Raw genomic sequence first — 14691 nt, 5'->3', positions numbered from 1 at the left:
GCTCAAACCAAGGCTGCAACGTCCTGCAGCAATTGGACAAATCGATCACCGGCCACTTCCAGCTGGCCCGAATTGTCGATCTCAACGGTGCCCGCCGGCAGCGATATACCGATGCTGCGATCGAGCCGACTGCGTATGGCCTCGACGCTTTCACGGCCCCGACCAGCCAAGCGCTGCGCTATGACATCACGTTCAGCGACAACCGAGACAACCACCGCCTTGGGGTAGCGCGCCACCAGCGCAGGAACGACGCCACGAGACACATTGGCGACCACCACCCGACCCGCCCTAAGGTCATTTTCCAGGCCGACAGGCAGCCCATAGCGCAAGCCGTGTGCGTCCCAACTCAAGGCGAAGTGGCCCGCCGCCTCGGCCTCTTCGAAAGCCTGCGCATCAAGACTATCGTGGTCCTCGCTCCAGTCATCAGCTTGCCTTGTGACCACCCGGCGCACAAAAGCAATCCCGCTCGAGCCCTCCAGCCGTGCCCGTGCAAAATCGATCAGGCTGTCCTTGCCAACCCCGCTCGGCCCCACCACGGCAACGAAACACCCGTTCATATAACGCGGCGACCCTGCCGCCATACGGTTTGAACAATAGGGATGCCGTCTTCTACCCGCAGGTGCACAAAGTCCGCCCGCTTGCCGATCGCGATCTCGCCCCGGTCGGTGAAACCGCCCGCATCAGCGGGTCGCTTGGTCACCAGTTGAATAGCCTTGGGCAAACTTATCCCCTCTACACTGTCCACGAGCGAGAATGCGGACTGCAGCATGGAGAACGGGATATAGTCCGATGAGAGGATATCGAGCAGATCAGCTTCAGCCAGGGCACGAGCCGATACATTGCCCGAATGCGAACCGCCCCGCACCACATTGGGTCCGCCCATCAGGATCGACATGCCCGCCTGGCGCGATGCCTTGGCCGCCTCTAGAGTCGTGGGAAATTCGGCAACATGGATGCCCAGCACCGCGGCTTCTTCCACATGATCGCGCGTCGCATCGTCATGGCTGGCAAGAACAATCCCCCTGTCCCGGCAGATCTCGGCTATGGCGCGACGATTCTTGCCGGCAAATTGCTGCGACTGGCGGTTCCGGCGCTCCGTAAACACGTCCAGCTCGCTGTCGCTCATCTTGGTCTTGCCCTGATAGTACACTTTGTACGCCTCAAGGCTCGCAAACTGCCGCTGGCCCGGCGCATGATCCATCAGCGACGCCAGCCGCACCTGCGGATCGTCCTTGATCGCGAGAAAGCTGGGAAGGCAATCGGGCGCCGACACTTCGCAGCGCAGATGAATATGATGCTCCGCCCGCAAGCGCCCGGCCTTGTTGCCAGCCCCAATGGCGACCGCTAGGGTGAGCATATCGTCGGCACCAATATCGGTCTGTTCATCAAGCCCGATTCGGATGGCGTCGAGCACGGTGGTAATGCCGGACGCCGCAATTTGAGCATCATGCGCCTGCACGGCGGCAAGAGGGTTCCAACGCACCTTGGGCCGCGGCGCATAATGCGTCTCAAGGTGGTCGGTATGCAATTCAACCAAGCCGGGGATCAGCAAATCCCCATCCAGATCCACACCTGTGCGGCTGGCCGCCCCTATGTCCGTGACGACACCACCATCCACCCGCACCGACCCTTCAAGGACTTCATCGGCGAGGACAATCCTGGCATTGGTAAGGACGAGTTCCCCACGGGCGACTGTGTTCATGATGCGTAGCGATCCCGCAGTTGAGAGGGCCTCGCGGTAGCCCAATTACATGACAGTTTGGCGACTTTGATCTTGCTGGCAAGTATGGGATCGCAAGAATCCGTAGCGTTCAACCCGGCTCCAGCCTCATGGCAGTTCCCCACAGCGCCGATCGCTTAAGCCCAACAACTACCTTCCCGCGCAGTACAATCCAGAGGACCAGCTTGCAGCCTTCGCGACGACCGAATTTGGCCATGAGGCATTATCACCTTGCTTACTTTCTGACCCGCTTAGGGTTGAACCGACTACCAGCAACCGCATTCCTATCGAGATAGGTCGAGGACTAGGGTAGCCTGATGTCGATGAGATCACTTGCAACCGCCGCCGGGATTTCGGTCAGCCTCACGGTTCTTCCAATCAACGCGGCGGAACTGAGTATCACTCTCTCTGGTACGGCCTTCGAGGGCAGCCCCGCCTTTGAGGTCGGGCTGGGCGGCACCGTCGTCGGCAGCGGGACCCTAGATAATCCAGTGCCAGCGCAGCAGACATTTTCATTCGAGATTGCCGATGATCTGTTGACCGACGCTGGCGATCTGACGGTGCGGCTTACGAACGACTATTTTACGGGCGAAGGACAAGACCGCAGCCTGTCAATTCTGGAGGCCACAGTCGGCGCGACCAACCTTGCACCGACCGATTTCGTCTTGGTTCAGAACGGCGCGCCGATCGATCGCGACAACTCAGCCGAAGTATCGATCTGGTCTGGCGATGAAACAGCTGTAGCCAATCCACCTTCCGGCGGCTGGAGCGCGGATACTCTCGTTGCCGAAAAAGCTGCTGCGGCCCGCGAGTGTACAGCCTTTGCCGAAATTGTCGGTTTCCCGAGTGGCAGCAGTTCCCCGAATTCTCCAGCGCAAGAAGGATTGAGGCCACTCATCGAGGCTGCCGCCGCCGGGAACTGCTCGGCAACGATCACGGGCTATGCGGACCTTTCCGGGTCCGAACTCCTAAATCTCCGGCTAACTGCCGCCCGCGCTGCCGACGTTCTCGACAAGCTGATCGTAGGTGGTGCACGCTTTCCGGCCACCAGCATCGTACCTACCTCGGGTACGGATCAGTTTGGCGGCGACGCAGCGGCCAATCGGCGAGTCTCCGTTCAACTTTGGAGTACTGAGCCGCAACCTGTTGCGCCGCCGATTGCAGCGCCAGAAAACAGCATCGACGAACTGGCCAGGCAGTCACGGGAGGCGGACTTGGCGCATCTGCTAGTGCTAGGTTGGCGCAACAATGGGGAGCTATATGTGCGCTCCAGCAACACCGATCCTAAAGAGGTGTTGTGGCTGCTCGAACAAACTAAGGCACGCCTGATTGCAGGCGACGCCGTTCTAGGGGCGGAGCAGTAGCTGGGCTCATGACGCAACGTAACTATCGTTCACGCTTCGAAGCTCAAGTGCCGTGGACGCCCTTGCGTTACTCGGCCCTGCATGAGGCTCTCTGGCAGTTCCTCAACACGGCGTGCCTCGCGTTTGGAGCCTGGTACATCATCTGGCGCTGGATGTGGTCGATCAATGTGGAAGCCCTCTGGTTTTCCATTCCGCTCATTGTTGCGGAAACCGGTGCCTATTTGGGACTGGTACTGTTTACCCTCAACGTTTGGTCGGCCCGCTCTCCTGAGCGACCTCTACCGCCGGAGACGACGCGAGACTGCACCAGCGACGCCGACATACCTGAACGACCGCTCACGGTAGATGTGTTCTTTGCCACTTACAGCGAAGATCCCGAACTCGTCCGTGATGGGCTCCGCGCCGCCAAGGCGTTGACATATGCCCATCCCATTGAGGTGAGCGTGCATGTACTCGACGATGGCAAGCGGTCGGAGATGGCTGAAGTGGCGGCGCAGGAGGGCGTCAACTACATCACCCGCAGCGACAACCTTGGCTTCAAGGCAGGCAATTTGCGCAATGCCATGACGGTCACGTCCGGCGATTTCATTCTCATCTGCGACGCCGACATGATCCCTTTTTCGACCTTCCTGGAAGAAACGCTTGGTTACTTTCGGGACGAGAAAGTCGCTTGGGTGCAAACGCCGCAATGGTTCTACAACGTGCCGCCGGGGGCTCCCTTACCTGCCGTGCTGGAGCGACGCCTTGGCGGTGCCGGCCGCGCAATAGGACGCGCGCTTGAGCGCCTGATTGGACCGGTGCAGGTGGGTGAAGATCCGTTTGCCAACGATCCTCAATTGTTCTTCGATGTCATCTTGAGACGGCGCAATTGGGCAAATGCAAGCTTCTGCTGCGGTGCCGGCTCAATACACCGCCGCGAAGCCGTCATGGAAGCGGCACTACGACAATGGTCTGACGCCATCGAGGCCGAGGCAGGGAGAAATGAGGCAGCAGCGCGGCGCCTCACCGGGGAAGCGGCGATCGCCGAATCCGTCCAAAGCGCTATGCGCTGGCAGGGCGCTCTCGATCTCGAGTTCCAGCCTTATAAGTTCCACGTATCGGAAGACATCTACACCTCCATAGCGCTGCATGCGGACCGGGAAAGGAAGTGGAAATCCGTACTTCATCCGGTGGTGCAGGCACGCATGCTATCGCCAAATGACCTTCTGAGCTGGACAGTGCAGCGCTTCAAATACGCAGGGGGCACGCTCGACATCTTCGTCAACGATAACCCGCTGGTGAAACCCGGGCTCACAATGGCGCAGAAGCTCATGTACGCGGCCACCTTCTACTCTTACCTCTCGCCCATCTGGAACGTCATATTTCTTCTGGCGCCGATCATCTTTCTGTTTACCGGCACTGCGCCGCTCGCCGGTTACTCGCTGGATTTCTTCGTCCATATCGTGCCCTTCCTCCTGCTTAATGAAGTCAGCAAGCTGGTGGCCACCTGGGGCAATTCAAACAGCAAGGGTCGGGCGTGGTACCTGGCCACATTCCCTCTAGGATTGCAGGCGCTCTGGACTGTGCTGCGCCGCAAGAAAATTTCGTTCCCAGTCACGCCAAAGGACAGGCAGGTGGGCACATACGGCAAGCTCGTGCGCTGGCAGATCGCGATTGCGGTCCTGACTATCGCTGGACTTGTTTGGGGATGGATGGCGTTTATGCAGGGTCAGAGCGGCTACGGACTTGGTGCGATGCTGGCCAATACCGTCTGGGGGCTGACAAATGCAATTTCCATGCTCCCCATCATTCGCGCCGCCTACTGGCAACCGGATCCCGAGTTCGAAGGCGATATCGTTGCCGGAAAGATGCGCCCGGACCAGCAAAGAACCGAAGAGGCTTTTTCATCATGAGCTTTCGCGATGGGCTGCTACAAGCGCGCGGGCAGATCGTGTTCATTGCTGCACTGGTATGTTCTACGGCTGCGATCGTGTATCTCGAATCTCTCGACACCACCGAGCGTCTCCGTGCCCAGGTCGTTGCCTCCGTAATGGCAACCGGTAGCGCAAGTCCGTCGTTGACGCCGCAGCTTCGGCCGGTCATCGAAGCTGCTGTCGAGGACAGCAGCCGTGCCTTCGAAGCCGATCCAGCCACGCTCGCAACTCAAGCCACAGCTCTGGATGCAGCCGTGCTGGGCTTGATTCATGGCATCGGCACACGTGCTCGGCACGAGGAAATAGTCGAGCGTATACTTGACCAACTCGAGGCCACCGACACGGAAAATGCCTTGGCAATAGCTCCGTCACTTGGCTTGGCGGCAGCCGCTATGCCAGATCTTCAATCCCGGATATCGGCCTTGCTAGTGCGCCAGTAGCTTAGTCAAACGCAGCTGGTTGATGCCGGCGTCCGATGAATAGCTGACCTCGTCCATCGTCATCTGAATAAGGGCCATACCCATGCCGCTTTCCGGAAGGTCTTCGGTCTGTCCGCTCTCGATCCGGGACCAAGGATCTCGCGCTTCTAGGGCGGTCTGCGGCATGGCTGGTGCCTGATCAAGAATGTCGATGACCACGCGATCAATGGACAAAACGGCGCGGATCTCAACTGACGATCCCTTACGGCCTGCATAGCCATGCTTGATGACGTTGTTTATCGCCTCCGCCACGCCCAACTCGACTTCATCGAGTGCCTCAGGGCCCAGGCCGTTCGAGCATAGCGCTCGTACGGCTTTGGCGACTAGGCCCACGCTTTCCAAGTCGCTGTCGATCTTGAGGCAGAGGGAAGGTCTCATCTTGTGCCTTAGGTCTGCATGGCCTCAACGGCTGCCTGCGGCGAGTCGTAAAGTTTAAAGATGCGATCCATTCGCGTCAGGCTGAACAGGCGACGGACTGTCGAGTTTGCGCCTGCAATGGCCAGATTGCCGGAAGGTCCCAAGCGCTTGAGAACTGAGACGATGACCCCTAGGCCCGAGCTGTCGATAAACTCGACTAGCGTGAGGTCGAGCACTAGCCGGTTTGCCTTCTCGTCGATTATTTGACCAACATCGTCCTTGAAGGCGGGAGCTTTGCTGGCGTCCAGACGGCGCTCCTCGACTCTTATGATGAGGACCTCGTCAATGGTTTCAGTGGATAGCATGATTACTCCGCGTCTTTGTTCGTTCAACGATGAGGACACTAACATCATCGGTCAGTTCCCGACTGCCACGCCATGCATCTAGCGAGGCCTGCAGTGCGACCAGCAATTCTGGCGTGGCACTGGCGACATGCGCGCTGACAAGGTCGAATAGCTGGCTCTCGGAGTAGAAGTCCCCAGACGGACTTTCGGTTTCGACCACACCATCCGAATAAATCAGGAGCCGATCGCCGGCGCGGAAAGGAAACTCTATGCTCTCATAACAGGCTTGCGGCAGCATGCCGACCGGAAAGCCGCTACTGCCGATTTGCTCCACATTACCCTCTGAGCGTATCAGGAGGGGACTAGGATGGCCTGCCTGAACGATACGCCCGACAGGGGCGGCTGGATCTATTTCCCCCAGCACAGTAGTAAAATAGGGCAGGTTCTCCGGCCATTCACGATTGATCCGCGCAACGATGTCTTCAATCTGAGTTTCGCGCGCACGCGTCAGCATGGCCTGCGATAGGGTATGTTGGCCAGCGACCGAGACCAACGCCGCGGCGGCGCCGTGGCCCGCAACATCGATCTGGAAGAAGCCAACTCCGCCATCCGGATGCTCAACAACGTTGTAGGTGTCTCCTGCGATGTGGCTTGAGGGGCTGTAAAGGCCGTGGTGGCTGACACCCCTCACTATGGCGGGGGTGGGCAGCATGGCCATCTGGATGGTCGCGGCTGCCTCGAGATCATTGCGCAACTGGTCGTAGGTTCGTTGCAGATTCTGATGCACCTCGGCCAATTCCCGCTGCGTACGTTGTCGCTTGATCGCATTCGCCTTAAACGTACGAAGCGCGTTGGTCATGACGCCAACTTCGTCGAGACGCCCAGCCCTCGGCGCTGGCGTTGAAAGGTCGTTATCGGCCAGGCGCTCCATCGCATGGCTGATACGCGCAATGGGATTGATGACGCGCCGTCTCACCACGAGCAGGATGAGCACAGCTGCAAGAGCACCGAAGACGGTCACCAAAGTAACAATCGCGCCTGATCGTTGTGCCTGCGAAACAATAAGATCGAGCCGTTCGCGCGAACTCTTGAGCACCGTATTTTGTAAATTGCCCAAGGCATCGAGGCTGTGCTCGGATGTGCGCGTCCAAGCAGCAATCATTGTCGAGGTGGTTATATTCGGCGCTGCGTTCACGAGGCCTAGCAGCACCGGATCATAGGTCTGGAAGTAAATTCTCCGGGCGCTGGCGACAGCTGCCCTTACCTCTTCGCTCAGCGAAAGATCCACCTCATTGCCGATCATCTGCCAGGCAAGGTTCATGCGACCGACCATGCGTTCGATCGTGACCACCTGCTCATCCCGAGCCTCTCCCCTGCTCGTCAGGAGAGCAACTCCGATAGCTTCGTTGAACGCTACCGCGCCATGCAGTATGTCTACAAACGCTCGAATGTTGGCCTCGGCTGCCAGGATCGGATCAGTCGGGCGATTGTCGTTGAGCAAGTCCAGCCTCCATGCCTGCAGGTCATCCATCAGCGCGGTCACACCAGCCAGCCAGTCACTCGCCGCTGCTCGGCGCACCTGCTCATCCTTGTTGCGAGCTGCCTCGTCGACTTGATTGCGCAACGCAATTAGGCGTTCCTCAGCAGACACTAGGCCAGACATGCTTTCGGCAGCCCTCGGCAACAGAGCCTTGCCCCCCTGAAGTTCGAAGATTGCCCTGGCAAGGGCCTGGTCCGCGTGAGTCCGGAGCGCCGCTGCCGGCTCACCAAAATTCTCCGAAGAAGCAGAAGCGGCCAACTGAATGAATGTGTCAGTCCGCTCTCTGGCTAAGGCGGTGCTGGCGACAAGCAATTGTTCGCGCACGGCATTGGACGTCTGCAGACGCTGCGCTATTTCAAGCTTGGAAAGCTCTCCCCGCAACAGCACAATGGCTACAAGGATCAGTGCCAGGCCTAGGCCCGCTGTCAGCACTAAGATGATGTCACGAATCTTCAAGAATGCAGCTCACGTCATGTGTCTTACAATGCACGGAAAAACACTTGGTTGAGGCCCTTGACCAAACCAGCAACGCGGACCTTGCTCTTCCGTCCATTCCCCTCGGCTACGCCATCAGGATGGCTGACCTTCGGGTAAAGGAGCGACGAGCCGCCGTCATTCGTGACTGCAGCACCGTAACGCCCGAGTATGAGTGCAAATGGGACGCGCTTTGCCGCACCGACGGATCCCTTGATTTCGACGCCATGGATGAAGTCGTTGCCTTTGCAGAAGCTCATAGGATGGGTCTGCATGGTCACACCCTTTGTTGGCACCGGTCGATCCCGCGCAGATTCCTGGACGTCGATCCAGAACGATTCCGCGCCGCCGCGACAGCCTACCTGAGCAACGTCGTTCGCAGGTACCAGGGTGCAATGCTATCTTGGCATGTCGTTAACGAGCCCTTGCAGATTACCGATGGCTACGACGATGGACTGCGCGTTAGCCCCTACCTTTCTGCTCTGGGTGCCGACTACATCCATAAAATGTTTCGGCTGGTCCGCACGCTCGATCCACAAGCCCTGCTGGTCCTCAACGAAATGGGGTTGGAGTACGACTCTCCCGCTGCTGAACAGAAGCGCCAGCTAATGCTAGCTTTGCTTCAGAGATTGATGTCAGAAGACGTCCCGATCGACTGCCTGGGGCTGCAATCTCACCTCAACGCCCGGGACTTCCTGTCTGGAAACCACCGCAACTTTGCTAGATGGCTGCAGGAGATAAAGAGCCTCGGGCTGAGTATAGAAGTCACAGAGTTGGACGTCGATGACCGTGACCTCGAGGGCGATGTTGAAGCTAGAGATGAAACGGTGGCACGGGTGTACCTCGAGTATGTCGAGATGGTAAAAACCAATGCTCGATTGTCAGGAGTTACCCTTTGGGGCGTTTCGGACGAGGGCAGTTGGCTCAACACCAGCGGATCTAGGCTTGCTGCTCGCCCTCTTGCTTTGGACGCGTATCTCATGCGCAAGCCAGCGTGGTTTGTTCTGCAGGCCAGTAGCCGGCAAGTCTAACGCTGCGAGTTTCTCGAGAGACCCTGTAAATGGGACTTGGTAAGCAGATGCCGCGCGCAAACCGTTATGGGCTCATTCGGTTAGCAAGCCGCCAATCTGGATTTAGATCACAATTTTACAAGTGCAGGCACGCCATTGGCAAATCCGGAACCCTTCGGATTACCCTTTTACCGTCTGGAATGCAGGTCCCGTTTGCTTCAAGACCGCGTCGGAGGTGTCAGGACCGACGCGGTGTCGTTTTCGGCGGAAGCGGTGTCGTTTTCGGCGGAAACGGAAAGAAACGCCAGGTGCGCCTCGTAGCGTTCCAGCACATCATCAATGAGTTGTTGTCTGGTCAACCCCATCAGATCACTGCCACCTGAGCCGGTCTGCGTGAACACCTCGAGCCTGTAATAGATATCAGTTTGCCCGGTCATTCGGCCGCTGAATACGGGTATGGGTTTCTCGAGGAGCGCTATGCGGTACTGAAAGGCCCGAGCTCCTTCGATTTCTGCAGACAACACGGGTTCTTCCCAGCCGCCACGTCGCCAAGAACGGGTCGAACAAAGGCATTAAGGAATTGCTCGGCCTGGCGGAGGGTCATGGCCTTTGGTGAGGTCACTGCGTGATACCGGAACATCTGTGCTTTGTCGCTCATCGGGGTGCCCGCTGCCGCCGAAGTTCTTGCGCTCAAAAGGCGCCTTCGGCTTTGCCGAGCCCTTATTACCCTCTTGGATGTCGCCCAAAACGCCATCTGGGTGATCATCGTCTGGGTTTACCGGCATTCGACGCTTGCTAGGACCTTTATCGACGCTATTCAACAGAGCTGGAGAAAGCCCGGGCCGATCTGGCTCAATGAGGAGAGGCGCAGGCTTCTCAGTACAGCCACATAGGGCGGCGGCTTCTGCAGGCAGCAGTGACGGTCTCTGTCGAAACCATGCCATTGTGCCTGCGCACATCTCAATAGCCCCCGGTTCGATCCAGATTGCTAGCGCATCATGCTCCCTGTTGCGACCCGACGTTCGTGCCAGGAAAACGCCTCCTCCAGAAGATGCGGTGTGTGCCCACCGCGAAGGCACGCTCGGTCGAAATAATCTCGAAGTTGTTCGCGATAGTCTGGGTGCACACAGTTCTCGATAATTGCCTGAGCGCGTTCCCGGGGGGCGAGCTCCCGAAGATCTGCGAGTCCGCACTCAGTAACCACAACATCAACATCGTGCTCGGTGTGATCCACGTGGGTTACCATCGGCACAATGGACGAGATAGCTCCGCCTTTCGCTAGGGCTTTGGTTACAAAGATCGAAAGGTAAGCGTTACGGGCAAAGTCGCCAGATCCGCCAATGCCGTTCATCATGTGTGTGCCATTCACGTGCGTAGAATTGACATTGCCATAGATGTCGATTTCCAAGGCGGTGTTCACGGCAATGATGCCCAGCCTCCTGACGACTTCAGGATGATTGCTTAGCTCCTGCGGTCGCAGCACCACCCTGTCCTTGTATTCCGCAAGTCGGGGGAACACCCTTGCGGCACAAGCTGGACTGAGGGTGATGGAAGATCCGGAGGCAAACATCAGCTTGCCAGCATCAAACAGGTCAAAAGTCGAGTCCTGCAGGACTTCCGAATACATCTTCAAGTGATGGAATGGCCCGTCGGCCAAGCCGGCAAGAACAGCATTGGCGATTGACCCTATGCCCGCTTGTAACGGCTGCAAAGTAAGATCCAGTCGCCCCTGCTTAACTTCGCCTTGTAGAAACTGGATCAGCCGTTCGGCAATCGCGTCAGTGCCCGCGTCCGAGCGCTCGATGTTGGAAGCGCTGTCCTCAGTTTGCGTGATGACAACGGCTACAATCTTATCCGGATCAATAGGTACGTAGGGGAAGCCAATTCTGCTTTCGCAAGCCACTATAGGAATGGGAGACCTGGTGGGTCTTTTTGAGGGGAAATAGATGTCGTGGATGCCCTCGAGTGCCAGTGGCTGCGACATATTGATTTCAACTATCACCTTTTTGGCCAGAACCGCAAAGCTCGCTGAATTTCCTACCGAAGTGGTCGGTACCAACCCACCAAACTCCGTAATGGCGGCAGCTTCAACTATGGCGTAGTCCAGCGGCCCTAGCTGCCCCGAGCGAATGTGCTCTACTGTCTCGCTGAGGTGCTGATCGATAAACATCACTTCGCCGCGGTTGATAGCAGCGCGAAGTGTAGGGTCTGCTTGGAATGGCATCCGTCGCGCCAGAATACCCGCCTCGGTAAGTATACGGTCGACATCATGTCCCAACGAGGCGCCGGTGATTAGAGTAACGCGGAACGGGTCCTTTGCCGCTCGCTCTGCCATGGCCAAAGGCACCGCCTTCGCATCACCTGCTCGGGTGAAGCCGCTCATCCCAACAATCATTCCATCATTGAGGAGATCGGCAGCTTGCCTCGGAGACATGATCCGATCGAACAGTTCGGGCCGACGTATTCTTTCCGAAAGTTCATCGTTGTTGAGCATAGCGCACCTTTGTTATCGTTCCTCCTCTAGTAAACCAGAGGTTTCGGTCCGGCATTGATGTGAATCAAACACTCTCAAATGTCAGAGCGGATTGGGAGATGGTGCGACTGCACTATAGGTTCTCATCCAGCCGGTAACATTGGCCCACAACGCCCAGCTCAGAGACGTCAAACCAATGCCTACGACCGTGCAGAGACAGGGTCATCGGCAGGGCCACCTTTCTACAAGGGAGGGCAGCGAAAGCCCTTCGACGCCCCTCCCTTGAGCGACCCTCATCGTGAACTTACGCGGCTAAGGTCTGTTGCAGTAGGACAAGAGTCGAGTCCCCTGGGTAGGTCTCAGATTTGAACCCGAACTCTTCTTCGATCTGTATCGCCGATTTATTGGCTCGGTTTTCAAGTGATTGAAGACGCTGAATGCCCCTGGCTTCGGCATATTGAGTTAAGTGGCGCAGCATCTCCCAACCAATCCCGCGGTTCTTGAACTCACCGCTCACCGAAATAGCGACCTCCCCCACAGCAAGGTCTGCGTCGCAGGCCAACATGCCGGTGGCAACGATCTTGCCGCCCTCCCCAAGCGCAACGAAACTCTCGGTTTGATGATGGTCAACATTTGTCATAGCGGCGAGCTGATCATGTCCTAGTTTGACGCTGCTGAGGAATCGGAAGCGTCTGTCTTCCGGTGTCACATGCTCGAAAAACGTTGCAAGTTCGGACTCGTCCTCTGGCCGGGCAGGCCGTACATAGAAGCTGAAGCCACTGTGTGTCGTCCGTTGCCGGCTCCACTGTTCTGCGTCTTCCATTATTGTTTCTCCTCTATCCAAGAAATCAGCATAGCCGAACCAGAGTCATCATAGGCCCAACCCTGCCATGACCGAACCTGTGGGTCCCGCTTCGATACCGCCATCCAGTTATCTGGCCCTTCAGCGGCCGCCCCCAAGATCAACGGTGTTGACCTCCAGAATATTTGGCAGCCCTTTCATTCAACCAACTCAGGCCACCTCGAGTTCAAACTTTCCATGCTGCCTAATGATCCACGATGGTTCGTCATCCAGTACAATGGATGAGCAGGCAAAAATGAGAAAGCCTTTGATCCGGGTGAACAAGCTGGATGAAATTAGTGCCCAATGCGTGAGAACAGGAGGAGCGACGCGAATGCGACGTACTCACTAACTGATGTCAGAAGAGGCTGCTGAATGCTCCAAGCGGCGGCAGAGCACCATGCACCTTCAGCGGCCAAGGCGATGCGCCCGGGAAGGTGCTTTCTCTGCGGACGGAAAATCCAAGGACGCATCAGCTCTCGAGCGGAACTGCTGTTTGGCTGATAAGTTGATTTGCGAGGTGGATTGTGGATAGAATTTGCCAGCAGGGAGGAATTTATGCGCGGTACTTTTTTAGCTGGGGTGGCAATCTCGGCCATGTTCGGGATCACCGTGGTGGCTCAGGACAGCAACAGCGATCCTGCTCCAACAGATGAGCTGCACGAGACTGCTGTCAGCCTGTTTGAGCCTATTCCCTCTATGGTGCCAGCTGTCGCTGGCAATCCGGTTACCCGCGAAAAGTCCGAGCTTGGCAAGATGCTCTGGTTTGACACTCGCTTGTCGGCCAGCGGGGTGCTCAGTTGCAATTCCTGCCATAATCTGGCGATGGGAGGTGACGACAATCTCGAAACCTCGATCGGTCATGGGTGGCAAAGAGGTCCCCGGAATTCGCCAACTGTCTTCAATGCTGTCTTCAACATTGCCCAGTTTTGGGACGGCCGTGCCGAGGATCTGCGAACGCAAGCCACTGGTCCGATTCAGGCCGCGGTCGAAATGGCTGCGACCCCAGAACACGTCTTGTCGGTCCTGAACAGCATACCCGGTTACCAGGAAAGGTTTGCACTTGCGTTTCCAGGTGAGGAGCAGCCCGTCTCCTTCGATAATGTTGCCCGTGCTCTTGAGGCGTTCGAGGCAACTTTGATCACGCCTGCATCTCGGTTCGACCAATATTTGGAGGGTAACCTCAGCATTCTTACTGATCGCGAGAAGCAGGGTTTGCAGCTGTTCATTGATACTGGCTGCTCGTCCTGCCACGCAGGCGTGAATTTAGGTGGTCAAGATTATTTTCCGTTCGGCGTTGTAGAACGTCCTGGTAGCGAGGTACTGCCGCCTGATGACAAGGGACGCTTTGCTGTGACCCAAACTGCCAGCGACGAATATGTCTTCCGGGCAGTGCCGTTGCGCAATGTTGACCTGACGGCACCCTACTTCCACAGTGGAAAGGTCTGGAGCCTGGAACAGGCGGTTGAAATCATGGGGGTAAGCCAACTCGGTGCGGAACTGAGTGAAGAAGAGGCTGGAGCGATTGCCGATTTCTTGAGGACTCTCACAGGCGAACAGCCCCGCGTTGAGCTTCCACTTCTTCCGGTGAGTACCGCGGAAACCCCGCTTCCTGCGCCACAGGTGAAGAACTCGCTTGCACCGAACGACGCCGTGCAGAACCAGACTTCGGTTAGGTAAGCCACCGGGTCGAATGGCAGCTTCATGGCTTCCGGGTGCAAACCGCTCGGGAGCTCTCTTGTCTCAGGCGTAGGAAGAAGTTGATCCGATCCTGGGGGTTTGGCCTACGATGCGCCGCTTGGCGAATTAACACCGTGACTGATCGGCTGCTCCATGCAATCGCCAGGAGCTTTCGAGCTTATGCATATTTGCGCGAGCGCTCTCCTCATGTAGTGAGGGATCAAGCAGGTCACAGTCATGTGCTCGGGGCACCAAAGGAGCCTATTCTGGCATCATAGAAAAAGGTGACCTGCTGGCACGGTGCCAGCAGGTCGATCAGGCTTGGCTTAGTGGCCCGACATGGACGCGTCTGGTGGCTCACCGATAGGACCAAAGATGTCGGGTTGTTCCTCGCCTTCCACGATCAGGTAGCCGGCCAGCCCGCGTTCAGCCCGCGAGAGGGCATGGTCCACAAGAACGTACTGTCCCGGTACTTCGCACTTGAACTCGACGATGG

At 57.5% G+C, this 14691-nt stretch carries 13 protein-coding genes; 5 read left to right on the top strand and 8 right to left on the bottom strand.

Translation table 11 applies throughout. The features are described 5' to 3' along the window. Positions 1–2 precede the first annotated feature (2 nt). Positions 3–557 (bottom strand): phosphonate metabolism protein/1,5-bisphosphokinase (PRPP-forming) PhnN, encoded by a 555-nt coding sequence (gene phnN, locus DDE77_RS09655; RefSeq protein WP_245895154.1) that lies wholly within the window; start codon positions 555–557, stop codon positions 3–5. Next, entirely contained in the window at positions 554–1702 is a 1149-nt protein-coding gene (locus DDE77_RS09650) for an alpha-D-ribose 1-methylphosphonate 5-triphosphate diphosphatase (RefSeq protein ID WP_108397536.1), read from the bottom strand. Before DDE77_RS09650 ends, phnN begins: the two co-directional genes overlap by 4 nt. A 335-nt stretch (positions 1703–2037) precedes the next feature. On the opposite strand from DDE77_RS09650, the gene DDE77_RS09645 reads away from it, so the two are divergent. The 3 genes from DDE77_RS09645 to DDE77_RS09635 are packed head-to-tail and all read left to right on the top strand — an operon-like array spanning position 2038 to position 5437. Beyond that, the gene (locus DDE77_RS09645; protein WP_108397270.1) at positions 2038–3084 is read left to right on the top strand and encodes a carbohydrate-binding domain-containing protein; all 1047 of its coding nucleotides are present in this window, start codon (positions 2038–2040) and stop codon (positions 3082–3084) included. Positions 3085–3092: 8 nt separating this feature from the next. Further along, on the top strand, positions 3093–4976 hold the full coding sequence (locus DDE77_RS09640; protein ID WP_108397269.1) for a glycosyltransferase family 2 protein: 1884 nt from the start codon (positions 3093–3095) through the stop codon (positions 4974–4976). Beyond that, positions 4973–5437, top strand: a complete 465-nt coding sequence (locus tag DDE77_RS09635; RefSeq protein WP_108397268.1) for a hypothetical protein — start codon at positions 4973–4975, stop codon at positions 5435–5437. The genes DDE77_RS09640 and DDE77_RS09635 overlap by 4 nt, the downstream gene beginning before the upstream one ends. On the opposite strand, the gene DDE77_RS09630 is transcribed toward DDE77_RS09635, so the two are convergent. The 3 genes from DDE77_RS09630 to DDE77_RS09620 are packed head-to-tail and all read right to left on the bottom strand — an operon-like array spanning position 5423 to position 8173. After that, positions 5423–5854 carry an ATP-binding protein gene (locus DDE77_RS09630; protein WP_108397267.1) on the bottom strand — a complete coding sequence of 144 codons (432 nt, stop codon included), beginning with the start codon at positions 5852–5854 and terminating at the stop codon, positions 5423–5425. The genes DDE77_RS09635 and DDE77_RS09630 overlap by 15 nt on opposite strands. An 8-nt stretch (positions 5855–5862) precedes the next feature. Further along, on the bottom strand, positions 5863–6198 hold the full coding sequence (locus DDE77_RS09625; protein WP_157959756.1) for an STAS domain-containing protein: 336 nt from the start codon (positions 6196–6198) through the stop codon (positions 5863–5865). After that, on the bottom strand, positions 6185–8173 hold the full coding sequence (locus tag DDE77_RS09620; RefSeq protein WP_108397265.1) for a PP2C family protein-serine/threonine phosphatase: 1989 nt from the start codon (positions 8171–8173) through the stop codon (positions 6185–6187). The genes DDE77_RS09625 and DDE77_RS09620 overlap by 14 nt, the downstream gene beginning before the upstream one ends. A 44-nt stretch (positions 8174–8217) precedes the next feature. On the opposite strand from DDE77_RS09620, the gene DDE77_RS09615 reads away from it, so the two are divergent. After that, a complete protein-coding gene (locus tag DDE77_RS09615; protein WP_157959755.1) occupies positions 8218–9222 on the top strand; it encodes an endo-1,4-beta-xylanase in 1005 nt (334 codons plus the stop codon). A 197-nt stretch (positions 9223–9419) separates the two neighbouring features. Here the strand turns inward: DDE77_RS09615 and DDE77_RS09610 are convergent, their stop codons facing one another. From DDE77_RS09610 to DDE77_RS09595, 3 genes are all read right to left on the bottom strand, one after another. Then, complete coding sequence (locus DDE77_RS09610; RefSeq protein WP_210204370.1) at positions 9420–9725, bottom strand: hypothetical protein; 306 nt, start codon at positions 9723–9725, stop codon at positions 9420–9422. Positions 9726–10189: 464 nt separating this feature from the next. After that, a complete protein-coding gene (scpC, locus tag DDE77_RS09600; RefSeq protein WP_108397262.1) occupies positions 10190–11695 on the bottom strand; it encodes a succinyl-CoA:acetate CoA-transferase ScpC in 1506 nt (501 codons plus the stop codon). Positions 11696–11978: 283 nt separating this feature from the next. Continuing rightward, positions 11979–12497 carry a GNAT family N-acetyltransferase gene (locus DDE77_RS09595; protein ID WP_108397261.1) on the bottom strand — a complete coding sequence of 173 codons (519 nt, stop codon included), beginning with the start codon at positions 12495–12497 and terminating at the stop codon, positions 11979–11981. 576 nt (positions 12498–13073) lie between these two features. Here DDE77_RS09595 and DDE77_RS09590 point away from each other — a divergent pair. Continuing rightward, a complete protein-coding gene (locus DDE77_RS09590; protein ID WP_108397260.1) occupies positions 13074–14195 on the top strand; it encodes a cytochrome-c peroxidase in 1122 nt (373 codons plus the stop codon). Positions 14196–14691 lie beyond the last annotated feature (496 nt).

It is taken from the genome of Devosia submarina (genome assembly GCF_003056345.1).
GTDB lineage: Bacteria > Pseudomonadota > Alphaproteobacteria > Rhizobiales > Devosiaceae > Devosia > Devosia submarina.
The sequence above is the reverse complement of the archived record's forward strand: the minus strand, read 5'-3'. Positions and strand labels throughout refer to the sequence as shown.

Bases quoted from the DNA above. Each gene is read 5' to 3' on its own strand.
- DDE77_RS09590 (WP_108397260.1), top strand. From the start codon at position 13,074: ATGCGCGGTACTTTTTTAGCTGGGGTGGCAATCTCGGCCATGTTCGGG.
- DDE77_RS09650 (WP_108397536.1), bottom strand. From the start codon at position 1,702: ATGAACACAGTCGCCCGTGGGGAACTCGTCCTTACCAATGCCAGGATT.
- DDE77_RS09625 (WP_157959756.1), bottom strand. From the start codon at position 6,198: ATGCTATCCACTGAAACCATTGACGAGGTCCTCATCATAAGAGTCGAG.
- DDE77_RS09640 (WP_108397269.1), top strand. From the start codon at position 3,093: ATGACGCAACGTAACTATCGTTCACGCTTCGAAGCTCAAGTGCCGTGG.
- DDE77_RS09630 (WP_108397267.1), bottom strand. From the start codon at position 5,854: ATGAGACCTTCCCTCTGCCTCAAGATCGACAGCGACTTGGAAAGCGTG.
- phnN (WP_245895154.1), bottom strand. From the start codon at position 557: ATGAACGGGTGTTTCGTTGCCGTGGTGGGGCCGAGCGGGGTTGGCAAG.
- DDE77_RS09645 (WP_108397270.1), top strand. From the start codon at position 2,038: ATGTCGATGAGATCACTTGCAACCGCCGCCGGGATTTCGGTCAGCCTC.
- DDE77_RS09635 (WP_108397268.1), top strand. From the start codon at position 4,973: ATGAGCTTTCGCGATGGGCTGCTACAAGCGCGCGGGCAGATCGTGTTC.
- DDE77_RS09595 (WP_108397261.1), bottom strand. From the start codon at position 12,497: ATGGAAGACGCAGAACAGTGGAGCCGGCAACGGACGACACACAGTGGC.
- scpC (WP_108397262.1), bottom strand. From the start codon at position 11,695: ATGCTCAACAACGATGAACTTTCGGAAAGAATACGTCGGCCCGAACTG.